Below are 19,425 nucleotides of genomic sequence, written 5' to 3' on the forward strand. Positions count from 1 at the left end.
CAGTTCCATTGTCACAATCGCTGTCACAAAAGCCCGCGCGCGCTGTCACAATTGCCATACGCGCAATCTCTCATTAATCGCTGCGACGATTTGTTTTGCGCATGACGCGGTTGTCACTTTTTCGCAGGGGCTTTCCGTGTCATATGTTTGACATGAGCCCACGTTCCGCCCGATCCCCCGAACCGATTGATGTCCCGTACGAGCCGCCACAGCTGGCGCGCGCGAACGGCATCGATATATGTTTCGACATCTTCGGCTATTCGGACGCGGAACCGATGGTGATGATCATGGGCCTCGGCGCCCAGATGATTCACTGGGACGACGACTTCTGCCGCGAATTGGCCAGCAATGGCTTTCGCGTGATCCGCTTCGACAACCGCGACATCGGCCTGTCCTCCAAGATGGCCGGCGGCAAGCCGTTCACTCTGTTCGAGCTGGCCAAGCTGCGCTTTCTCGGTACGCCCGTCTCCGCCCCCTACAAGCTGAGCGACATGGCGACCGATGTGGTGGCCCTGCTCGATGTGTTGCGCATCCGCTCCGCGCATGTGGTTGGCGCATCGATGGGCGGCATGATCGCGCAGGAAATGGCGATCGCCTATCCGGAGCGCCTGCGCTCGCTGACCTCGATCATGTCGACGACCGGCAATCCGCGCCTGCCGCAGCCGGGCCGCGCGGTGTCACTGCTGCTGCTGAAGCCACAGCCGACCGGTTACGAAGCGTTCCTCGAACGCTTCAAGCAGACTTGGCTGTTCCTGCGGGTCGGCAGCTTCCCGGATGACGAAGCCAGGGATCTCGACCGCGCCGAGCGGACCTATGCCCGCGGCTTGAGCCCGGCCGGCGTCGGTCGGCAACTCCGCGCGATTTTGGCTTCGGGCAGCCGTAAAGAAAGACTCGCCACGGTCACCGCGCCGACGCTGGTGATCCACGGCAAGATCGATCCCCTGGTGCATCCGGCCGCCGGCCGCGACACGGCCGCGTCGATTCCCGGCGCCAAGCTGATGATGGTCGACCGGATGGGCCATGCCCTGCCGATCTCGATGTGGTCCCTGGTGATCGACGCCATCTCCCGGCATGCGCACGGGGCAAAGCTGCAGCAGCCGCTGCAGGCCAACGCGCGCCGCGCGGGCTGAGCACGCCTACTTCTTGTCCTTCGGCTTCACACCGAGGCCGGCCATGTTGGCGAACATCTCCTGGAAGCGCTCGCCCATCTTCGGATCGAACGAGAACCAGCTCTGCATGATGGACTCCGGCGAGAACTTGTCGATGTTGTCCATCATCTTTTTCTGCATCTGATCCATCATCGCCGACTGCATCGGCTGCACATCAGGCAGCCCCAGGAATTCGCGCGCCTCAAGCGGCGTACAGTCCACGGTGACGATCACTTTCATTATCAGCTCCTGAGGCAAACCGGCCGCTCACGCGAACATGGCGGCGCAGCGGCAGTATCGCCGCTGACGCCTGCCCGATGCAAGCGATGTGACATCTACATTGCAGTTGCGAGATGTCAGCCGAAACGCTCGGCCGCGAAGGCCTTGGGATCGGTGAAGGGCGTGACGCCCGTCACCATGTCCGCAATTAGACGGCCGGTCACCGGCCCCAGCGTGAAGCCATGATGCTGGTGGCCGAAATCGAACCACAGGCCCTTGTGGCGCGGCGCCTTACTGATCACCGGCAGCATGTCCGGCAGGCATGGCCGCGCGCCCATCCAGGGCTTCGCCTCGACGGGATTGCCGAGCGGGAAGGTCTGCCGTGCGATCGGCAGCGCCCGCTCGATCTGCGCCGGCGTCGGCGGCGCATCGCGAAGCGCGAACTCGGCGCCGGTGGTCAGCCGGATGCCGCGATTCATCGGCGCCAGCAGATAGCCGCGATCGGCATCGAGAACCGGATGGCGCAGCACCGCATTGCCAGATGGCGCCAGATGGATGTGATAGCCACGCTTGCTCTTGAGCGGGATATTGTAGCCGAGCGGCCGAAACACCTGATCCGACCATGGCCCGAGCGCGACCACCACATCGCGCGCGACCAGCGCCCCGTTCGGCCCAGCCACGCGCCATTTGCCGTCGCTCTGTTCCAGCGTCCGCGCGTCGGCGGCAATGAAGCGACCGCCCTTGCGGATGAACAGTGCGGCATAGGCTTTCGCGAGGCCGCCGGGATCGGGCACGAAGCCCGGCGACGTCCAGTGAATGGCGCCGGCGAAATCGGTGGACAGGTTCGGCTCCTGCTCCGCAATGGCGGCGGCGTCCAGAACGTCGCCCGGCACGCCATAGGCGCGATGGCGTTCGAGATCCGCAATGCCTTTCGCCAGCGTAGCCTCGGAGCGAAATGCGTTGATCCATCCCATCCGGCGCAGCAGCTCCGGCACGCCGGCCTCCGCGATCAGCGCCTCGTGCTCGGTCAGGCTGCGCTGGATCAGCGGCAGCGCCGCCATCGCACTGCGGAGCGCTCCCTCAGGCGACGAGTTCAGGAAATATCTGACGATCCATGGCAGCATCCCGGGCAGCGCGTTGAGATGATAGTGCACCTCGGGCGCGCGGTTCAGCGCATATTTAAAGAGCTTTGTGAGGTCGCGCGGCAGCATATAGGGGAAAACCGAACAGCACTGGATCAGCCCGGCATTGCCATAGCTGGTTTCCTCGCCGGCCTTCTCATGCCGGTCGACCAGCACCACATTGCGGCCGCGCGCCTGCAGATGCAGCGCCGCCGACACACCGACCATACCTGCGCCGAGCACAAGCACATCAGCCTTGAGTTCCGCCATTCCTGCTCCGAAATCTTGCCGTTCTGGCGGTCCTGTTAGCGCTGTGTCGTGACCGAATGATACACGCACACAATGCGTAGAATTGCTTATACCCAATCCTAGCAAGGATTGCGCCAGCCACTTCATTGTGCAGCGCATGCCTGCCAAATGCCGCTTGCGTGGCGTGCAATCTCCGCCAACAATGTGACACTCGCTCAACTGTCGGGCGGCCGCGTGGTGATGCAATCGCGGTTATGCAATGGAGAAGCTCAGTATGTCGATCCGCCAGACGTTCATTGCCGCCGCTGCATCGCTGATCGCCTTCGCCACACTTTCTGCCCCCATACTGCCCGCCTCCGCACAAACGCTGCGCTATGCCAATCAGGGCGACCTGAAATCGCTCGATCCCTATACGCTGCGCGAGACCACGACGATCGCTCATCACGGCCAGGTCTATGAAGGCCTTGTCGGGCGCGGCAAGGATCTGCAGATCATCCCCGCACTCGCCGAGAGCTGGGAAACACCGGAGCCGACACGCTGGCGCTTCCATCTGCGCAAGGGTGTCAAATTCCACAATGGCGACCCCTTCACCGCCGATGATGTCGTGTTCTCCGCCGACCGCGTGCGCGCCAAGGGCTCCGACTTCACCACCGTCATTCCGGCCGATGCCAAGGTGCTCAAGATCGACGACTACACCGTCGATTTCGTGCTGACCAAGCCCAATCCCATCCTGACGTCGCAATGGGACGTCTGGTACATCATGGACAAGAAATGGGCGGAGGCGAACAATGCGAACGCGCCGACACCCGCCGCGGCGACCTCGCCAAGCTTCGCGTCGTTGAATGCGAATGGCACGGGGCCCTTCACCATCGAAAGCCATCAGCCGGGCGTGAAGACAGTCTTCAAGGTCAACCCGAACTGGTGGGGCAAGCCCGAGCATAATCTCAAGGAGATCATCTTCACGCCGATCGCCTCCGATGCCACCCGCGTCGCGGCGCTGCTGTCCGGTGAAGTCGATATCATCGAGCCGGTGCCGGTGCAGGACATCGCGCGCGTCAATGGATCAGCCAACGCCGCGGTGATGGCCGGGCCGGAGCTGCGCACTATCTTCCTCGGCATGGACCAGATCCGCGACGAGCTGTTGTTCTCCAACATCAAGGGCAAGAACCCGTTCAAGGACATCCGCGTCCGCGAAGCCTTCTACAAGGCCATCGACATTGAGCTGATCAAGAGCCGCGTCATGCGCGGTCTGTCGACACCATCCGCTTTGATGATCGCGCCGCCGCTGTTCAAGCTCTCCGGCGACTTCACGCGGCCGAAATACGACGCCGACGGCGCCAAGAAACTGCTGGCCGATGCCGGCTATCCCGACGGCTTCGAAGTCGGCATGGATTGCCCGAACGATCGCTATGTCAACGACGCCGCGATCTGCCAGGCGGTTGTCGGCATGCTCGCGCGCATCGGGGTGAAGGTGATCCTGAACGCGCAGCCGAAGGCGCTGTATTTTGCCAAGGTGTTCAAGACCGGCGGCTTCAACACCTCATTCTATCTGCTCGGCTGGACACCGGGCACGCAGGATTCGCACAATGTGATGCATGACATCATGGGCTGCCGCGACGATCCTGCGAGCCCGCGCGGCGCCACCAATCTCGGCGGCTATTGCAACAAGCAGTTCGACGCCCTCACCGATCAGGTGCTGCAGGAGACCGACACTGCGAAGCGCGACCAGCTCATCAAACAGGCCTATGAGATTGCCGCCAAGGACTGGGCCTATATCCCGCTGCATCAACAGGCGCTGGCCTGGGGCGTCTCCAAGAAGGTGAAGATCGTGCAGCGCCCGGACAACCAGGTGCTGCCATACTGGGCGGTGAAGTCGGAATAGGTTTGGCATCCGCGTGGAAGGCCAGGTCGCCCCGATCTCAGTCCTCATCCTGAGGAGCGGCGCCTTCGCCGCGTCTCGAAGGATGGTGGCCTGCATTATCTCATGGTTCGAGACGGCGCTGAAGAAGCGCCTCCTCACCATGAGGTCCCAGATGCTTCAATAACAGAAAGCGAAATAGCCCATGCTCGCTTTCATCCTGCGCCGCGCATTGCAGTCCATTGGTGTGATGATCGCCGTCGGCATCATCGCCTTCACCATGTTCCGCTTTGCCGGCGATCCGGTGAACCAGATGGTGGCCATCGACACCACGCCGGCGCAGCGCGCTGAGGTGCGCGCGTCGCTTGGCCTCGACGACGCCGTTCCGGTGCAATTCGCGCGCTACTTCATCAATGCCGTGCAGTTCAAGTTCGGCGTCTCCTACCAGTTTCGTCAGCCGGTCTCGGCGCTACTGAAGGAGCGCATGCCGGCGACGCTGGAGCTCGCCACCTGCGCCACCGTGATCGCCATGGTGTTCGGCATCCTGATGGGCATCTATTCGGCGCTGCGGAAGGATTCGTTCTTCGCCAAGGTGCTGCAGGCGGTGTCGCTGATCGGCATCTCGCTGCCGACCTTCCTGATCGGCATTCTCTTGATCTATCTCTTCGCGGTGACACTCGGCTGGCTGCCCTCCTTCGGGCGCGGCGATGTCGTGAAATTCGGCTGGTGGACCACCGGCCTGCTGACGATCTCCGGCCTGAAGGCGCTGATCATGCCATCGGTCACGCTCGGCCTGTTCCAGATGACGCTGATCATGCGTCTCGTCCGCGCCGAGATGCTGGAAGTGTTGCGCACCGACTATATCCGCTTCGCCCGCGCCCGCGGGCTCACCACGCGGGCGATCCATTTCGGTCATGCGCTCAAGAACACGCTGGTGCCGGTCATCACCGTGGCCGGGCTGCAATTCGGCTCGGTCATCGCCTTCGCCATCATCACCGAGACCGTGTTCCAGTGGCCGGGCATGGGGCTGCTGTTCGTGCAGGCCGTGCAGAATGTCGATATCCCGATCATGGCGGCCTATCTCCTGGTGGTGTCGCTGATCTTCGTCACCATCAACCTGATTGTGGACATCCTCTACACCATCGTCGATCCGCGTCTGCGCGCGACGATCAACCGGCCGGCGTGAGGGAGTGACATGACCGACGCGCCCATCCCCCGCACACCCTCCCTCCTCGCCCGCGCCATCGACAGCGACATCTTCTATTCGTTCCGCCGCTCCAAGCTCACAATGGTCGCGGCTGCGGTCGTGTTCGTGCTGCTGATGATGGCGCTGTTTGCGCCTTTGCTGGTGGTGCAGAATCCGTTCGATCCGGCGCAGCTCGAACTGATCAACTCGCGCATCGCGCCGCTCTGGACGGCGGAAGGCCAGAGGCCGTTTCTGCTCGGCACCGACGAACAGGGCCGCGACATCTATTCGGCGATCCTCTACGGCATGCGGATCTCGCTGGTGGTCGGTGTGCTCGGCGTCAGTTTTGCGGCGGTGCTCGGCATCGGGCTCGGCCTGATCGCTGGCTATGTCGGCGGCGCCGTGGACAGCCTGATCATGCGCATCGCCGATGTGCAGCTCACCTTTCCAGCCATCCTGATCGCGCTCTTGATCGACGGCGTGGTGAAGTCGGCGCTCGGCAATCATCTCGATGCCTCGACCACGCTGATCGTGCTGGTGGTGGCCATCGGGCTCAGTTTCTGGGTGCAATATGCCCGCACCGTGCGCGGCTCGGTGATGGTGGAGAAGAACAAGGACTATGTCGCCGCAGCGCGGCTGATCGGCCTGCCCGCCCGGGTGATCATGATCCGCCATGTGCTGCCGAACACTATGGGGCCGATCCTGGTGATCGCCACCATCAATCTGGCGCTGGCCATCATCACCGAGGCGACGCTGTCGTTTCTGGGCTCCGGCATGCCGGACACGATGCCATCGCTGGGCACGCTGATCCGCATCGGCAACAACTATCTGTTCTCCGGCGAGTGGTGGGTCATCGCCTTTCCCGGGCTCGCACTGGCCTCGCTGATCCTGTCGATCAATCTGCTCGGCGACTGGCTGCGCGATGCGCTGAACCCGAAGCTGCAATGATGCCTCACATCACACAGTGCCCGCTATGAGCGTGCCCGTCCTCTCCGTGCGCAATCTGCGCGTCGAATTCGCCAGCCGGCGCGGCGCGCTGCGCGCCATCGACGGCGTGTCCTTCGACATCGCCAAGGGCGAGGTGCTGGGCGTGGTTGGCGAATCCGGCGCCGGCAAATCGGTGACAGGACTCGCCGCTATCGGCCTGATCGATCCGCCCGGGCGCATAACCGGCGGCGAGATTCTGCTGTCCGGATTGCGCATCGACAATCTGCCGGCGGAGGCGATGCGCCGGATTCGCGGCAAGCGCATCGCCATGATCTTTCAGGATCCGCTGACCAGTCTCAATCCGCTGTATCGGATCGGCGACCAGCTGGTGGAGACAATCCGCACCCATCTCAACATGAACGAGACGCAGGCGCGCAAGCGCGCAGTGGATCTGCTCGCCGAGGTCGGCATTCCCGCCCCTGACAAGCGCGTCGATGCCTATCCGCATGAATTCTCCGGCGGTATGCGGCAGCGCGTGGTGATTGCGCTGGCGATCGCGGCCGAACCCGAACTGATCATCGCCGACGAGCCGACCACCGCGCTCGATGTCTCCGTGCAGGCGCAGATCATCGCGCTGATCAAGCGGCTCGGCCGCGACCACGGCACGGCGGTGATGCTGGTCACCCACGATATGGGTGTGATCGCGGAGACATCCGACCGCGTCGCCGTGATGTATTCCGGGCGCATCGCCGAGATCGGCCCGGTGCGCGACGTGGTGCAGAACCCGCTGCATCCCTATGCCAAGGGATTGATGGGCGCGATCCCGACACTGACCGGCGATGCCTCGCAGCGGCTGGTCCAGATTCCAGGCTCAATGCCGCGGCTGTCGGCGATTCCGCAGGGCTGCGCGTTCAATCCGCGCTGCAGTTTTGCGTTCGACCGCTGTCGTATCGAGCGGCCGGAGCCGATCCCTGTCGGCGCCCAGCAGGTCGCTTGTCATCTCTACGATCATGCCCATGCGGAGAGCGCGGCATGACGGCGCTGGTGCAGGCACGCAATCTCAAACGCGCCTTCGATGTCTCGAAGCCCTGGCTCAACCGGATGATCGAGCGCAGCCCGATGGAGTTTCTGAAAGCCGTCGACGGCGTCTCGTTCGAGATCAGGCGCGGCGAGACCTTTGCGCTGGTCGGCGAATCCGGCTCGGGCAAGAGCACGGTGGCGCGGATGGTGGTCGGACTGCTGCCGCCGACATCCGGCGACGTGATCATCGACGGCGTCTCGATGAGCGATCCCGCACAGGCCGGCGCGCGAAAACTGCTGCGCAAACGGATCCAGATGATCTTCCAGGATCCCTATGCCAGCCTCAATCCGCGGCTGCGCGTCGATGCCATCATCGCCGAACCAATCCGCGCCTTCGATCTCATTCAGGGCGAGCGCGACATTCGCGCGCGGGTCGGCGAATTGCTGACGCTGGTGGGCCTGCATCCCGATGACGGACAGAAATATCCGCATCAGTTCTCCGGGGGCCAGCGCCAGCGCATCGCCATTGCCCGCGCACTCGCATCGGAGGCCGAATTCATCGTCTGCGATGAGCCGACCTCGGCGCTGGATGTCTCGGTGCAGGCGCAGATTCTCAACCTGATGCGCGAGCTGCAGGACAAATTCGGCCTGACCTATCTGTTCATCAGCCACAATCTTGCTGTGGTCAGGCACATGGCTGACCGGATCGGCGTGATGTATCTCGGCCGAATCGTGGAGATTGCGGAAGGGCGCGAACTGTTCCGCGCGCCGCGCATGCCCTATACGCGCATGTTGCTCGGCGCCGTGCCGGATCTGGCCATGTCAGGCCGCGCACGCATCGCGGTCTCCGGCGAGATTCCGAACCCGATCGATCCGCCCTCCGGCTGCACGTTTCATCCGCGCTGCCCGGAAGTGTTCGATCTCTGTCGCAAAGTCGTGCCGGATCTGGTCGACGGCGTCGCCTGTCATGCGGTGAACAAACTGATCGCACCACCGATAGAGGCTGTCCCCGCCGCGCGGCGATAATTGCGATCAGCGCGCACCAAAATCAGAGCGCCCTGAAACGACAACGCGGCAGGCACCGCAGGGAATCGGCAACAGACCCCCACAGCACCCACCGCGAAATCATTCAGCCGACAATGTCGGCTGCAGGACCGGCCCGGCAAGATCACTGCGCATGAACGTCAGTGCGTCTCCGGACCCGATCCGATCAATCTTCTGCCGGCTCCTCGCCGTCACCGCCATCTTCGTCGCGCTCGATGGGACCGGCGAGAATCTGCTCGGCGATCAGGCCGGAATTCTGCCGGATCGAGGCTTCGATCTTGGCGGTCATGTCCGGATTGGCTTTCAGGAAGGTCTTGGAATTCTCGCGCCCCTGGCCGAGGCGCTGGCTGTCATAGGAGAACCAGGCGCCGGACTTCTCGACGATTCCCGCTTTTACGCCGAGATCGAGGATCTCGCCCATCTTGGAGACGCCTTCGCCATACATGATGTCGAATTCGACCTGCTTGAAGGGCGGTGCCAGCTTGTTCTTCACGACCTTGACGCGGGTCGAGTTACCAACGACCTCGTCGCGCTCCTTGATCGCGCCGATGCGGCGGATGTCGAGACGGACCGAGGCGTAGAATTTCAGCGCATTACCGCCGGTGGTGGTTTCCGGCGAGCCATACATTACACCGATCTTCATGCGGATCTGGTTGATGAAGATCACCATCGTATTGGATTTGTTGATCGAGGCGGTCAGCTTGCGCAGCGCCTGGCTCATCAGACGAGCCTGCAGGCCGGGCAGCGCGTCGCCCATTTCGCCTTCGAGTTCGGCGCGCGGCACCAGCGCTGCCACGGAGTCGATGATCAGCACGTCCACCGCGCCGGAGCGCACCAGCGTGTCGGCGATTTCCAGCGCCTGTTCGCCGTGATCCGGCTGCGAGATCAGGAGTTCATCGACATTGACCCCCAGCTTGCGGGCATAGACCGGGTCGAGCGCGTGTTCGGCGTCGATGAAGGCGCAGATGCCGCCCTTCTTCTGGGCTTCCGCGGCGCAATGCAGCGCCAAAGTCGTCTTGCCCGAGGATTCCGGTCCGTAGATCTCGATCACGCGGCCCTTGGGCAGCCCGCCGACGCCGAGCGCGATATCGAGGCCGAGCGAGCCCGACGAAATCACCTCGATATCCATCGACCGGTCGTTCTTGCCGAGCTTCATCACCGAGCCCTTGCCGAACTGGCGCTCGATCTGGGAGAGCGCGGCCGACAGGGCCTTGGTCTTGTCCATGGAGGATCCTTCAACGATACGCAGGGCAGTCGGAGTGGTAGCCATTGATCTAGCTCCTTATGAAGGGATTCGCGACAGGACAAACGGCAAGCGCCAAAGGATGGCGGCGCTGTTCGGGTTGAAAACAATGTACCCTATCTGTTCTATGTTCGCAATATGTTCTTTTGGGAATTTCGGTACTGGCCTGTTTCCGACCGCAGTGGCCTACTTTGAGAACGGCGCTGGCCTACTTTGATTCTTGGAGTGTTCGATGTCCGATACGGTGGGCGATCTATTCGACCGTTGGGAGAAGGTTTGGCACGAGTGCCAGTACGATTTAATTCCGAACTGCGTGGGATCGCATTACATCCGGCATGACGAAAAAGGTGACCGAACCGTCACTCAGGACGCCTACGCGACTGAATTAATGACGGTGCACAAAGAGCGGCCCGGGACGCGCGTCGTAGTCTACGACCATTCCTTCACGGATGACCGCGCGTGGTTTCGATTTGCGTTCGTCTGGCCCGATCCGGCGAGTGGTGAGCAGCGCAGCCGGGCGGGGATGCAGAGCTATCGGATCGAGGACGGCAAACTTGCCGAAACATGGATCACGCTGCTGGCCTTGGGCACCACATGGGCCGATGAGCCACAAGAGCGCTGGACCGTCCGTCGAGCATAAGAAAAGGGCGGCCTCTTTCTTAACCCGCTACGACTTCTTGAAAAGTGCAGGCTTCGGAGTAATCGATTCCCAAAGGCCCGTGATTTGCCTACAGGCTGCGCGTATGTCGCGTAGCCTGACGGCATGGTCTGGCGCTGGGCCAATTCGCTCACCGAGTCGGACATCCGCGACGAAGCAGACGTTTCGCTGCATCCCGAGCGGGCGGAATCTGGTCAGGTAGTCATCACCTGAAGTTGCCCCTTTTGCTTCGAGTGCCGGATTGATGAAGAAACTCACGACCATCATTCACTTCATCTGGGCAATCTCTGCGGTTACATTGGGTATGACAATCGGCGCTCTGTACGGGTGGGAGCATCAAGGGTGGATTGGTGCCATCGCCCTTGGCTTCGTTGGATTCTGTTTCGGCACGCTTGCTGCGGCTTCCCCTCAAATGGTCCTGCAAATCCTTCGCTAGCCTCAATGGCCTGGTTCGACAACGGCAGCGGCCCGATTGGGACTCATCGAGCCACTTTTGAACCTTCCTGCGCGTTTCCCGCACAACAGGATGTCCGCATCGCTCATGCGTTCAATCCGACATGGGAAGGTCACACGCCGTGAAGACGATCGCACTGCTCTCCGCCGCTGCCCTGTTGCTCGTCGAACTCAGCGGCGCGATGCCGAGGTCGAGCGTGGGTGGCCCGATGACCATCATGCTGATCATGTTTATCGCCATGCTGGCGGTGGGAATTCACGAGGCCTGGACAAAGAAGCACGGCCCGCTTGGATGGATCGCGAGCATTGTCGCTTCGGTCATCGGCGGCTTCGTGGCGGCGAGCCTGGTCAGCATGGTCATGGACATGATGCGTCCGCACCTGCACCTGAACGGGTCGCTCGCGTCCTCGCAACATCCTCTGCTCTATATCTCGCTCGCGGGCATGGCGATCCTCACGGTGCTCGGATCATGGATCACGCTGCAGATCCCAGGCTGGTTCGTGAAGCGCAGCGAAGCCCCCCATAGCGGTGCATGAGGCGAGTCCCCTTCTTTGAACCTTCGTGCAGCTTTCCTGCACAACAGGGGGTGAAGCCAGCGAGTAAAATCCGATGAACAGAAATCAGCGCATGGTCGTGGTAACAGCACTCTGCGTGATCGCAACCGTGCTGGCATTTACATTTCTCGTGTGGTCACATGGGCACATATCCAACGCCGCAAAATTTGTCGTCTTCTATACGAACACCGACCCCAGTTACCCCGGCCTCGTGAACTATTGGGGCATCTACATTCGGCACGGTCTTGCCGGATACCTGCTCGGTCTGATTGTGCCTATCTGCCTTCTGGCGGTCGCAGCATTCGTTGCCTTGGGCAGGCCTTCATCGGGCGATCTGGGGACGTTGCCAAGGTAAGGCCGCCTCGGGGCGCGGCCTCTTTTGGTCAGTGCAACGGCTGAACCGGCCGGACGCCCGGGTCACCCCAAGACAGGCAAGTCGGATCACACAAACTGCGAGCCCGGCACACTCTGGACAGTTCCCTGCCACCACTTTAGAACGCTTCTAGCCAGGGAGCGTGGATGCCCAAGCCAAAGAAAACCGCCGCCGAACTTCAGAAGATCATTCGAGAAGCCGCCGCAATCGCTGGGCCATGGCCCAAGAACATGAGCGTGATCATCTATTCGCTGGATGACAGCTGGCGCGTCATCGTCAGCTACTCGGATCCGGCGCAGACCCCCTTTCGCGACCGGTTGATGGAGATCTGCCGGGGCCTCGCCCATTTCTACGATCTGGACGAGCCAGCCTAGAGTCGCCCGGCGCCGCGCACCGGCCCACGTCACCTGTGCCTTATCCCGCGAGATGCGTTTCGCGCGTGGCGATCAAATCGCGGATCGGCTGCGCGATCGGTACCGGGCGATGGGTCTTCTGATCGGTATTGACCCAGACGATCTCACCCGTCGCAAACAGATCGTCGGCTGCGCGCGCGAAGATGCCGAGCTCGAACACCAGACTGGAATTGCCGATCCGCGCCACCCGCGCAGCGACATCCAGCTCCTGATCGAACAGGATCGGCGCCTTGTATTCGATCACCGATTTGACGACGTGAAAGTCGACGCCGCTCGCCTTGGCATCGGCAAACTGGTCATAGCCGAGCGCACGAAAATATTCGGTGATGGTCGTGTCGAAGTAAGTGAGATAGTGCGCGTTGAACACGACGCCCTGGCCGTCGATCTCGGAATAGCGCACCCGAAACGGGTGGAAGAACCAGAACCGGTCGCGTGACATATGCCCCTCGCCTATGACGGCGGCTTCGTTCTCCGCCCTGATGCTCCCCTAGCCTCTCTTGCGCGGCGAAGCCAGCCGCCGCAGGGAGACGACATGCCGCAACTCAGCTCCGCTTGATGGCCTTCAGCACAATGAAAATGTGCGACGCTGCGATGATCACCGACGCCAGCATGAGTCCGAGATTGGCGCCGTGAACCTTCTCCGGTGCGAAGGTCGTCGCCGTCCAGATGATCAGGCGCACCGTCAGCATGAAGACGACCATGCCCCACAGTGCAATCCGCTTCGGCGCATCCCATGTCGGCTTGCCGTCGAAGCCCCACTGCATCGCAACGCGCTCACCTGCAATCCGCGGCTCGCCATAGAGGTTGCACCCGATCATCACGACCAGAGCACACGCAAAGACGATATCGGCCGACAACATGATGGCCCCTATGTGAAACTGCGGCCGGATGACGCCTGCATCTCACCTAATCATACCGCAACGATCTATGGCGCCCGATACCATGGCCGCCTTCGATGACGACCCAGAGATGCATCACGGTTCCGAAAGCGGATCCCTGCACGAGAACTGCCTGCCAAAAAAAACCGTTTATTTGCCGCAAATTTTGCACATTTCTATCGACGCACGGAACAAGTTGGTTTAGCGGTATCATTGTCTTACAGCAACCTCAGGTGCTGCAAGCCATTTACACGCGCGCCAGATGTGGTCGTTTCCCGTGCCTCGATTTTTCTTTCATATTATCGCCGAAAACACGTTCCTCGACGATGAAGGGACGAGCTTCAAGGACGATCAGGAAGCGATGCTGCACGCACGTCAGCTTGCATCGGAGATGGTGCGCAGTATCGGCGTCGTGAAGGGCGCGATCGTCGTCGAGAACGAAGACAGCGGCGGATTGTTCGAAGTGCCGCTGTCCTGGAGCAACTGACACAGGCGCATATGTCAGTGGCCGCGCGCGGGCTTCAGTCCATTTGCGCGCCGGCGGCACGGGCCGCCGATGCCACGGTCATCACCTGATCAATTCGCAGCGCTGCCGGTCTTGGTGCGCGGCTGTTTCGCGGGTGCAGCCGCCTTCGGCGCATCGCTGCGCACATTGCCCCATGGATCGGCCGCGGCCTTGGTGTCGGGAATCTTGCGCAGCGACTCGCGATACGCCTTCTCGGTGATCGCGTCCTGCTCCTTCTCCTCCGCCGACTTGGACTTCACCTCCGGCATCAGGTTCATCATCTGCGCGGCGGCCGGGCCGGTCAAAAGCGCGAGCACTGCGACGACGCTGAATAGTTTGCTGGATCGTTTCATGGCACCAAAGCTCCGTGAATTTCGGAGGCGTTATACCACTGGCCATTCGGGCACGCCAAGCGCCTGACGCAAGGCACCCCGTCGTGCCTCACGCAGGTTGAAACCTTCGGAAACCGGGAAACCCGGGCGCTGGCCCGGACTGGAGCCTAGTCGCCCAGCACTTTCTCCGCGGCCGTCACGATGCTGATGGTCGGGTGCGCCGCGCAATAGGTACCGAATTTCTTGGCGTTCTCGACGAACACCTCGGTGTCGATGATCGCATCGTCCGAGTCGCCCTTGTACCAGCCATCCATCCAGGTCAGCACCATCTTGATCTCGTCGGGACCGGATTCGACGAATTGCTTGCAGGACATGGTGGACAGATCGAGCACGACGGCCTGGGCCGGCGCGGCAGAGAACATGGCAGCGGCAGTCAGAAACGCGCAGGCGAATTTCATCATGGTCCCCTTCCCCGAAAAATGACGCCGGCCGATGGCTGGCTGAGCGTCCAACGGCCAGACGGTATCATGGAGCCCATTTCCTTGATTTGATATTTTTATGAAATCTTCTGATCCTCCAGAACTTCACGAAGGATGAACAGGCGGGTCAGAATCTCTGCAATCGGCTTTATCGGCCGGCAAGATCGCGGTGCTAGGCATGGCGCATGCAGACGATGCGGACCACGACCATGATCGAGAAACGAGCGGCTCCACGACACCGGGTTCTGAAGCGCGGCACGCTGGCCTTTGGCGGCGGCGGGATCGATTGCACCGTCCGCAACCTCTCGGCCTCCGGGGCGCGTGTCGATATCGCAAGCCCGCTCGGCTTGCCCTCGAATTTCATGCTGGTGATCGAGGCGGATCACTTCATCCGCCGCTGCCGTCCGGTCTGGAATAACGACCGCCAGCTTGGCGTGGCGTTCGAGTAGACGCCCGTTAGTAGCGCCCGCGGCCGCCATAGTTGCCGCCTCCGTAACCGCCATAGCCTCCACCGCCGTAATAGACGCGCGGTAGCGGCTCGTAATAGACCGGCGGCGCACGGCGGATGATGACCTCTTCCTCCACGATCTCGCGGCCGCGCCGCGGTGGTGGCGATGGCTTGTCGGCGCGCTTCTTCGTGGGCTCGGTGGTTTTCTCCGCTTTCTTCGATGCAGGCGCTGCTGCGGGCGGCGTGCCGCACGGGCATGTCGGGCCCGGTCCGGCCAATGCGACATTGGTCGGTGCGTTCGCCGCCGTATCCGGCACCGGCTTGTTGCGCGTGCGCTCCTCGAGCTTCTGCGCGGTCGATGTCAGATCGCTGTCGGGATATTTCGCCAGGAAGTCGCGATAGGACGGCGCGGTGTTGGTGATGACGGCGTTATTCCACGCCACCATCTTGTAATGACGATCGAGCCATTCTTTCGCCTGCGGGCCGAGCGGCGGCTCGGCATAGAGGCCGACAAAGGCCTCATAGGCTTCCACCGAACCGTCCGACACGATCAGATTGTTGGCGTCCTGCACCGGCTTGCCCTGCAGCTCCTTGCGCCATTGATCGACGGTCTTCTTCGTCACGGCCGGCTTGGTGCCTGCATCAGTGCCAAAGAAGCGAAAATCATTGACCAGCGACGAGCTCTCCCACGGCGTTTGCCGCCCTTCGGTGGCCTGATTGACCGACAGCCGCACGCGCTTGAACGCATCCTCGATCGGCAGGCCCGGCTCGCGGCCGGCCTTCAGCAGTGCCGTCGTATAGGGGCTATTGCCGTCTTTGCCGTCTTCGGCTTCGGCGCCCGGCGACGTCGAGAATGATAACAGCGTGCCGGGCGTACCGAATTTCACGTCGACCTGGGCAAGCCCGCGGCCGGTCGTCTTGCTGATGGCCGGAAACGGGTTGTTGCGGCAGGCATCGAGCAGGATGATGCGGCTCTTGCTCGGCACGGATGTCAGTGTGTTCAGAATGTCGTTGAGGCGCACCGCCTGCAGTGGAATATCGGCTTCGCGCTTCGGATCGATATCGACCGGCACCAGATAATTCTCGCCATCGATCTGCAGACCGTGGCCGGCGTAGAACACCAGTGCCACCGTGTCGGGCCCCTTGGCGGACACATTGGCGGCGAAGCCGGCGATCCTGGCGCGCAGATCGGTCTGCGACAGATCCGTGGCCGACTGCACCTCGAAGCCGGCATCGCCGAGCATCTGCGCCATGGCCTTGGCGTCATTGACCGGATTGGGGAGCGGCGCGATGGACCGATAGGAGGACTGCCCGATCACCAGCGCCAGGCGACTCTCGGCCAAAGCGGCTGTTGAGCCGAGCATTACCGTGGCTGCAACGATCGCGCTGCGAATGACAGGACGAACCATCGAACAGTCTCCCCGGCCTGGGCCGGCTCGCGCGACGGATAATTCCCCGCCTGATTCAACTGAAATCAGGATGGCCGCACGCCAACAATGCGACGGCCTGCCGCTGCCCAAATTGGTCGCTGTCAACGCAAACGCGGTTCATGGGAACCGCGTGCGACATGTGCTGCCCGACGATTACTTTTTCTTCGCTGCCGTTGCGGGCGCGGGAGCTGGCGCGACGCCGCCCCACGGATCGTATTTTTCCTTGGGAGTCGGAACGCGTTCCAAGGCGGCCTTGTAGGCCTTCTCGTCGATCTTCGGCTTTTCGGGCGCGGGCGCATGATCGCTGCCGCCGCGTTTGCCGCCGCCCACCTGTGCGTTCGCCGGCGCAGCCAGAAGCGCCACTGCCGCGATCGCCAATACCAATGCTCTCATCATGGGTCCCTCCGGCGCCTTGATAGCCTGACGTAGAGGCCATTTTCCAGCCCCAACATGGCGAGGCCGCGACCATCGACCGCAGGTCCGCCCGTCCGCGGAAACGCGCGAATACTCCGGCACCCGTCACCCCGGCCGGCCCATATCCACTGAAAACACAGGCTTTTCAGCGACCGTTTGGTGAACGATCGGTTGCACATTCCCGTCAAATTTCGCGTCCGGAAAAACCGGATCTTGGAATGTTTCTCCTAGTCTCCGCAGACAGCAATGGAGAAGCGGCCTGCGCCGCCTTCCTTGCGACGGGGATCGGGGACGTGGTCGACATTGCAAACCCAGCCGGCATGCATGGCAGCAGAGCAACGGGCGCCGGGATGACCGCGGCGAACCGCCCAGCGTCTGCGCCCGATGCGCTTGCGCCGCTCGCAGCAATCGCGCCCGAGCCATGGCGCGCGCTCGCGCAGCAGGCCGTCGAGCCGAACGGCTATTATCTCGCCGATTGGGAACTGGCCGTAAATGCATCCGCGCGCGGCCGCACCGATGTCGCCGCGCTCAGCGCCTGGATGAGCGAAGCCGGAACACCCCGCTTGATCGGGCTGCTGCCAGTAATCACCGCCCGGCGCGCCTATCGCATTCCACTCCCGGCACTGGTCAGCGCCGATCCCTATGGCACGCTCTCCACGCCGCTGCTCGATCGCGACATGGCGCCTGATGCTGTCACGGGCCTGCTGGAACAGGCCCGCAAGGCCGGCGCGCATGCACTGATCCTCGAGAACGTCTCGCTCGATTGCGCCGCAATGCAGGCGATCCGCAAGTCGCTCGCCATGCAGGATCTTGTGCCGCGCATCCTGCAATCCCACGCCCGCGCCTACCTTGATGCCACGCGCGATGTCGATGACCTGCTGCGCGATGCGCTCGGCGCGAAGAAGCTGAAAGAACTGCGTCGCCAGCGCAATCGTCTCGCCGAACATGGCGGCGTGACTTTCCATGTCGCGCGTACGCCGGCCGAAATCGCGGCGACCATCGACACCTTCCTGACGCTGGAAGCAAGCGGATGGAAGGGCAAACGCGGCACCGCCCTGATGCAGGATGCCGGCGACAATGCCTTCATCCGCAGCGCCACCAAGGCGCTCGCCGAACACGGCCAATGCGAGATCGTCACGCTGCGCGCCGGCGACACACCGGTCGCTTCCGGCGTGCTGCTCAGGCATCTCGATCGTGCCTTCTACTTCAAGCTCGGCGTCGACGAGCGCTTCGCCAAACTGTCCCCCGGCGTGCAACTCACGCTCGACGTGACGCGGCATCTCTGCGCCGATCCCGTGATTGCAAGCGCCGACTCCACGGCCAATGCCGGTCACCCGATGATCGACCCGATCTGGCGCGGCCGCCTTGCCATCGGCGACGTGCTGATTCCGCTGCGCAAGCACGATCCGCTGGTATCGCTGATCCACGGCGCGCTCACCTTGCGTCGCTCGATCCGCGAGCCGCTGCGGCACGTCGTCCGCTCCATCCGCAACCGCCTCCGATAGATATCCAGGGGTTCAACCATGAACGCTGCAACTGACGTCGCGCCGGTGATCTCGGCCGCCAATCAATCGCTCAAGAATGATTTTCCGCTGAAGCCGTTCGCCATCAAGCACAAGCTCGCCGGACATCCGCTGCTGACGCTGCAGCGTATCGCGCAACTCGCATCCGAACTGCCGCGCGATCTCATCGAATACAATTCGGGAAAGGTCGCGATCAGCCAGGACCCCGACGCGATCCCGTCGGTGGATCTCGACCCGGTCGAAGTGGTCAAGCGCATCGAGACCGCTGGTGCGTGGATGGTGCTGAAGCGGATCGAGAACTCGCCGGAGTATCGCCAACTGCTCGAAGACACGTTGCTGTCGGTGGCGCGCGCCCGCGGCTTCAACAGCCTGCTCGATGCCGGTTTCGAACAGCTCGAAGGCTTCCTGTTCGTGTCGTCGCCGAATTCGACCACGCCGTTCCATCTCGACAGCGAGGATAATTTCTTCGTCCAGATCCATGGCGAGAAGTTTTTCACGATCTATGACAACAGCGACCGCGCCATCGTTTCCGACGACGAGATCGAACGCTCGATGACCAAGCATCGCAATCTCAAATTCGACGACAGTTTCGCACCGCGCGCCGTCGAGTTTCACATGTTCGATGGCGATGGCTGCTACGTGCCCTATCAGTGGCCACACTGGGTGCGCACCGCCGGCTCGTTCTCGATCTCGATGGCGATCACCTGGAAGACCAAGGAAGTGCGCCGCGTCAACGACCTGCACTTCTTCAACTCGATGCTGCGCGGCATTGGCTTCCCGCAGAAGCCGCCGGGACAGCAGCCGATGCTGGACACGTTGAAGCTCGCCTTCTACCGGCCGGTGACCACGGCGATCAAACCGCTGCGTAGCTCACTGGCCATGCGCAAACTGCTGCGCCGCATCGCGCTCGGCAAGAAGGCGAATTATTATTTGAAGGGCGCGTAAGGCGC

The 19,425-nt window shown here is 62.3% G+C and carries 24 protein-coding genes; 15 read left to right on the forward strand and 9 right to left on the reverse strand.

Translation table 11 applies throughout. The annotated features are described in order from the left end of the window. Nucleotides 1-152: 152 nt before the first annotated feature. Nucleotides 153-1,130, forward strand: a complete 978-nt coding sequence (locus AB8B02_RS16330) for an alpha/beta fold hydrolase (RefSeq protein WP_439064663.1) — start codon at nucleotides 153-155, stop codon at nucleotides 1,128-1,130. A gap of 6 nt (nucleotides 1,131-1,136) precedes the next feature. On the opposite strand, the gene AB8B02_RS16335 is transcribed toward AB8B02_RS16330, so the two are convergent. Continuing rightward, nucleotides 1,137-1,388: a DUF6489 family protein gene (locus AB8B02_RS16335; RefSeq protein WP_068735746.1), complete on the reverse strand. Its 252-nt coding sequence runs from the start codon at nucleotides 1,386-1,388 to the stop codon at nucleotides 1,137-1,139. A gap of 116 nt (nucleotides 1,389-1,504) precedes the next feature. Beyond that, nucleotides 1,505-2,758, reverse strand: a complete 1,254-nt coding sequence (locus AB8B02_RS16340; RefSeq protein ID WP_439064453.1) for an NAD(P)/FAD-dependent oxidoreductase — start codon at nucleotides 2,756-2,758, stop codon at nucleotides 1,505-1,507. A 253-nt stretch (nucleotides 2,759-3,011) separates the two neighbouring features. Here AB8B02_RS16340 and AB8B02_RS16345 point away from each other — a divergent pair, with 253 nt between their 5' ends. The 5 genes from AB8B02_RS16345 (at nucleotide 3,012) to AB8B02_RS16365 (ending at nucleotide 8,754) form a co-directional block, all read left to right on the forward strand. Then, nucleotides 3,012-4,619, forward strand: a complete 1,608-nt coding sequence (locus AB8B02_RS16345; RefSeq protein ID WP_439064454.1) for an ABC transporter substrate-binding protein — start codon at nucleotides 3,012-3,014, stop codon at nucleotides 4,617-4,619. 181 nt (nucleotides 4,620-4,800) lie between these two features. After that, nucleotides 4,801-5,781 carry an ABC transporter permease gene (locus AB8B02_RS16350; RefSeq protein ID WP_439064455.1) on the forward strand — a complete coding sequence of 327 codons (981 nt, stop codon included), beginning with the start codon at nucleotides 4,801-4,803 and terminating at the stop codon, nucleotides 5,779-5,781. Between the two features lie 9 nt (nucleotides 5,782-5,790). Further along, nucleotides 5,791-6,729 carry an ABC transporter permease gene (locus AB8B02_RS16355; RefSeq protein ID WP_439064456.1) on the forward strand — a complete coding sequence of 313 codons (939 nt, stop codon included), beginning with the start codon at nucleotides 5,791-5,793 and terminating at the stop codon, nucleotides 6,727-6,729. A gap of 25 nt (nucleotides 6,730-6,754) precedes the next feature. After that, nucleotides 6,755-7,744: an ABC transporter ATP-binding protein gene (locus AB8B02_RS16360; RefSeq protein WP_439064457.1), complete on the forward strand. Its 990-nt coding sequence runs from the start codon at nucleotides 6,755-6,757 to the stop codon at nucleotides 7,742-7,744. Then, nucleotides 7,741-8,754: an ABC transporter ATP-binding protein gene (locus tag AB8B02_RS16365; RefSeq protein WP_439064458.1), complete on the forward strand. Its 1,014-nt coding sequence runs from the start codon at nucleotides 7,741-7,743 to the stop codon at nucleotides 8,752-8,754. The genes AB8B02_RS16360 and AB8B02_RS16365 overlap by 4 nt, the downstream gene beginning before the upstream one ends. 184 nt (nucleotides 8,755-8,938) lie before the next feature. On the opposite strand, the gene recA is transcribed toward AB8B02_RS16365, so the two are convergent. After that, complete coding sequence (gene recA / locus AB8B02_RS16370; protein WP_439064459.1) at nucleotides 8,939-10,042, reverse strand: recombinase RecA; 1,104 nt, start codon at nucleotides 10,040-10,042, stop codon at nucleotides 8,939-8,941. A 205-nt stretch (nucleotides 10,043-10,247) separates the two neighbouring features. Between recA and AB8B02_RS16375 the strand changes: the two genes are divergently transcribed. The 5 genes from AB8B02_RS16375 to AB8B02_RS16395 all read left to right on the forward strand — a co-directional run bounded on the left by AB8B02_RS16375 (nucleotide 10,248) and on the right by AB8B02_RS16395 (nucleotide 12,427). Next, a complete protein-coding gene (locus AB8B02_RS16375) occupies nucleotides 10,248-10,655 on the forward strand; it encodes a nuclear transport factor 2 family protein (RefSeq protein WP_309948110.1) in 408 nt (135 codons plus the stop codon). A 262-nt stretch (nucleotides 10,656-10,917) separates the two neighbouring features. Further along, complete coding sequence (locus AB8B02_RS16380) at nucleotides 10,918-11,109, forward strand: hypothetical protein (protein WP_309948111.1); 192 nt, start codon at nucleotides 10,918-10,920, stop codon at nucleotides 11,107-11,109. A gap of 139 nt (nucleotides 11,110-11,248) precedes the next feature. Continuing rightward, on the forward strand, nucleotides 11,249-11,662 hold the full coding sequence (locus AB8B02_RS16385; RefSeq protein WP_439064460.1) for a hypothetical protein: 414 nt from the start codon (nucleotides 11,249-11,251) through the stop codon (nucleotides 11,660-11,662). A gap of 73 nt (nucleotides 11,663-11,735) precedes the next feature. After that, nucleotides 11,736-12,035: a hypothetical protein gene (locus AB8B02_RS16390; RefSeq protein ID WP_439064461.1), complete on the forward strand. Its 300-nt coding sequence runs from the start codon at nucleotides 11,736-11,738 to the stop codon at nucleotides 12,033-12,035. A 164-nt stretch (nucleotides 12,036-12,199) separates the two neighbouring features. Further along, a complete protein-coding gene (locus tag AB8B02_RS16395; protein ID WP_068735728.1) occupies nucleotides 12,200-12,427 on the forward strand; it encodes a hypothetical protein in 228 nt (75 codons plus the stop codon). 40 nt (nucleotides 12,428-12,467) lie between these two features. Here AB8B02_RS16395 and AB8B02_RS16400 read toward each other — a convergent pair whose 3' ends face one another. Both AB8B02_RS16400 and AB8B02_RS16405 read right to left on the reverse strand, forming a co-directional pair. Continuing rightward, nucleotides 12,468-12,905 (reverse strand): acyl-CoA thioesterase, encoded by a 438-nt coding sequence (locus AB8B02_RS16400; protein WP_309948116.1) that lies wholly within the window; start codon nucleotides 12,903-12,905, stop codon nucleotides 12,468-12,470. A 103-nt stretch (nucleotides 12,906-13,008) separates the two neighbouring features. Next, nucleotides 13,009-13,326, reverse strand: coding sequence for a hypothetical protein (locus tag AB8B02_RS16405; RefSeq protein WP_439064462.1), 318 nt, complete (start codon nucleotides 13,324-13,326; stop codon nucleotides 13,009-13,011). Nucleotides 13,327-13,621: 295 nt separating this feature from the next. On the opposite strand from AB8B02_RS16405, the gene AB8B02_RS16410 reads away from it, so the two are divergent. Continuing rightward, on the forward strand, nucleotides 13,622-13,831 hold the full coding sequence (locus AB8B02_RS16410; protein ID WP_068735723.1) for a DUF6894 family protein: 210 nt from the start codon (nucleotides 13,622-13,624) through the stop codon (nucleotides 13,829-13,831). Between the two features lie 89 nt (nucleotides 13,832-13,920). Here the strand turns inward: AB8B02_RS16410 and AB8B02_RS16415 are convergent, their stop codons facing one another. Then, nucleotides 13,921-14,202, reverse strand: a complete 282-nt coding sequence (locus tag AB8B02_RS16415) for a hypothetical protein (RefSeq protein WP_120291323.1) — start codon at nucleotides 14,200-14,202, stop codon at nucleotides 13,921-13,923. A 146-nt stretch (nucleotides 14,203-14,348) separates the two neighbouring features. Then, a complete protein-coding gene (locus tag AB8B02_RS16420) occupies nucleotides 14,349-14,642 on the reverse strand; it encodes an HdeA/HdeB family chaperone (protein ID WP_414716866.1) in 294 nt (97 codons plus the stop codon). Nucleotides 14,643-14,869: 227 nt separating this feature from the next. On the opposite strand from AB8B02_RS16420, the gene AB8B02_RS16425 reads away from it, so the two are divergent. Further along, nucleotides 14,870-15,109: a PilZ domain-containing protein gene (locus AB8B02_RS16425; protein WP_120291857.1), complete on the forward strand. Its 240-nt coding sequence runs from the start codon at nucleotides 14,870-14,872 to the stop codon at nucleotides 15,107-15,109. Between the two features lie 7 nt (nucleotides 15,110-15,116). Here the strand turns inward: AB8B02_RS16425 and AB8B02_RS16430 are convergent, their stop codons facing one another. Both AB8B02_RS16430 and AB8B02_RS16435 read right to left on the reverse strand, forming a co-directional pair. Continuing rightward, on the reverse strand, nucleotides 15,117-16,517 hold the full coding sequence (locus tag AB8B02_RS16430; RefSeq protein WP_439064463.1) for a caspase family protein: 1,401 nt from the start codon (nucleotides 16,515-16,517) through the stop codon (nucleotides 15,117-15,119). A gap of 174 nt (nucleotides 16,518-16,691) precedes the next feature. Continuing rightward, nucleotides 16,692-16,931 carry a hypothetical protein gene (locus tag AB8B02_RS16435; protein WP_089265686.1) on the reverse strand — a complete coding sequence of 80 codons (240 nt, stop codon included), beginning with the start codon at nucleotides 16,929-16,931 and terminating at the stop codon, nucleotides 16,692-16,694. A gap of 371 nt (nucleotides 16,932-17,302) precedes the next feature. Between AB8B02_RS16435 and AB8B02_RS16440 the strand changes: the two genes are divergently transcribed. Together AB8B02_RS16440 and AB8B02_RS16445 are read left to right on the forward strand one after the other, a co-directional pair. Next, entirely contained in the window at nucleotides 17,303-18,457 is a 1,155-nt protein-coding gene (locus AB8B02_RS16440) for a GNAT family N-acetyltransferase (RefSeq protein ID WP_439064664.1), read from the forward strand. Nucleotides 18,458-18,475: 18 nt separating this feature from the next. Next, a complete protein-coding gene (locus AB8B02_RS16445; protein WP_439064464.1) occupies nucleotides 18,476-19,420 on the forward strand; it encodes a JmjC domain-containing protein in 945 nt (314 codons plus the stop codon). Nucleotides 19,421-19,425: the final 5 nt, after the last annotated feature.

Source organism: Tardiphaga sp. 862_B3_N4_1, from assembly GCF_051811085.1.
Lineage (GTDB): Bacteria > Pseudomonadota > Alphaproteobacteria > Rhizobiales > Xanthobacteraceae > Tardiphaga > Tardiphaga robiniae.

Excerpts from the sequence above, each read along its gene's own strand:
- recA (WP_439064459.1), bottom strand. The coding sequence starts at position 10,042 with ATGGCTACCACTCCGACTGCCCTGCGTATCGTTGAAGGATCCTCCATG.
- AB8B02_RS16445 (WP_439064464.1), top strand. The coding sequence starts at position 18,476 with ATGAACGCTGCAACTGACGTCGCGCCGGTGATCTCGGCCGCCAATCAA.
- AB8B02_RS16435 (WP_089265686.1), bottom strand. The coding sequence starts at position 16,931 with ATGAGAGCATTGGTATTGGCGATCGCGGCAGTGGCGCTTCTGGCTGCG.
- AB8B02_RS16440 (WP_439064664.1), top strand. The coding sequence starts at position 17,303 with ATGACCGCGGCGAACCGCCCAGCGTCTGCGCCCGATGCGCTTGCGCCG.
- AB8B02_RS16430 (WP_439064463.1), bottom strand. The coding sequence starts at position 16,517 with ATGGTTCGTCCTGTCATTCGCAGCGCGATCGTTGCAGCCACGGTAATG.
- AB8B02_RS16400 (WP_309948116.1), bottom strand. The coding sequence starts at position 12,905 with ATGTCACGCGACCGGTTCTGGTTCTTCCACCCGTTTCGGGTGCGCTAT.
- AB8B02_RS16330 (WP_439064663.1), top strand. The coding sequence starts at position 153 with ATGAGCCCACGTTCCGCCCGATCCCCCGAACCGATTGATGTCCCGTAC.
- AB8B02_RS16405 (WP_439064462.1), bottom strand. The coding sequence starts at position 13,326 with ATGTTGTCGGCCGATATCGTCTTTGCGTGTGCTCTGGTCGTGATGATC.
- AB8B02_RS16375 (WP_309948110.1), top strand. The coding sequence starts at position 10,248 with ATGTCCGATACGGTGGGCGATCTATTCGACCGTTGGGAGAAGGTTTGG.
- AB8B02_RS16420 (WP_414716866.1), bottom strand. The coding sequence starts at position 14,642 with ATGATGAAATTCGCCTGCGCGTTTCTGACTGCCGCTGCCATGTTCTCT.
- AB8B02_RS16360 (WP_439064457.1), top strand. The coding sequence starts at position 6,755 with ATGAGCGTGCCCGTCCTCTCCGTGCGCAATCTGCGCGTCGAATTCGCC.
- AB8B02_RS16340 (WP_439064453.1), bottom strand. The coding sequence starts at position 2,758 with ATGGCGGAACTCAAGGCTGATGTGCTTGTGCTCGGCGCAGGTATGGTC.
- AB8B02_RS16380 (WP_309948111.1), top strand. The coding sequence starts at position 10,918 with ATGAAGAAACTCACGACCATCATTCACTTCATCTGGGCAATCTCTGCG.
- AB8B02_RS16355 (WP_439064456.1), top strand. The coding sequence starts at position 5,791 with ATGACCGACGCGCCCATCCCCCGCACACCCTCCCTCCTCGCCCGCGCC.
- AB8B02_RS16335 (WP_068735746.1), bottom strand. The coding sequence starts at position 1,388 with ATGAAAGTGATCGTCACCGTGGACTGTACGCCGCTTGAGGCGCGCGAA.
- AB8B02_RS16365 (WP_439064458.1), top strand. The coding sequence starts at position 7,741 with ATGACGGCGCTGGTGCAGGCACGCAATCTCAAACGCGCCTTCGATGTC.
- AB8B02_RS16425 (WP_120291857.1), top strand. The coding sequence starts at position 14,870 with ATGATCGAGAAACGAGCGGCTCCACGACACCGGGTTCTGAAGCGCGGC.
- AB8B02_RS16390 (WP_439064461.1), top strand. The coding sequence starts at position 11,736 with ATGAACAGAAATCAGCGCATGGTCGTGGTAACAGCACTCTGCGTGATC.
- AB8B02_RS16395 (WP_068735728.1), top strand. The coding sequence starts at position 12,200 with ATGCCCAAGCCAAAGAAAACCGCCGCCGAACTTCAGAAGATCATTCGA.
- AB8B02_RS16350 (WP_439064455.1), top strand. The coding sequence starts at position 4,801 with ATGCTCGCTTTCATCCTGCGCCGCGCATTGCAGTCCATTGGTGTGATG.
- AB8B02_RS16415 (WP_120291323.1), bottom strand. The coding sequence starts at position 14,202 with ATGAAACGATCCAGCAAACTATTCAGCGTCGTCGCAGTGCTCGCGCTT.
- AB8B02_RS16345 (WP_439064454.1), top strand. The coding sequence starts at position 3,012 with ATGTCGATCCGCCAGACGTTCATTGCCGCCGCTGCATCGCTGATCGCC.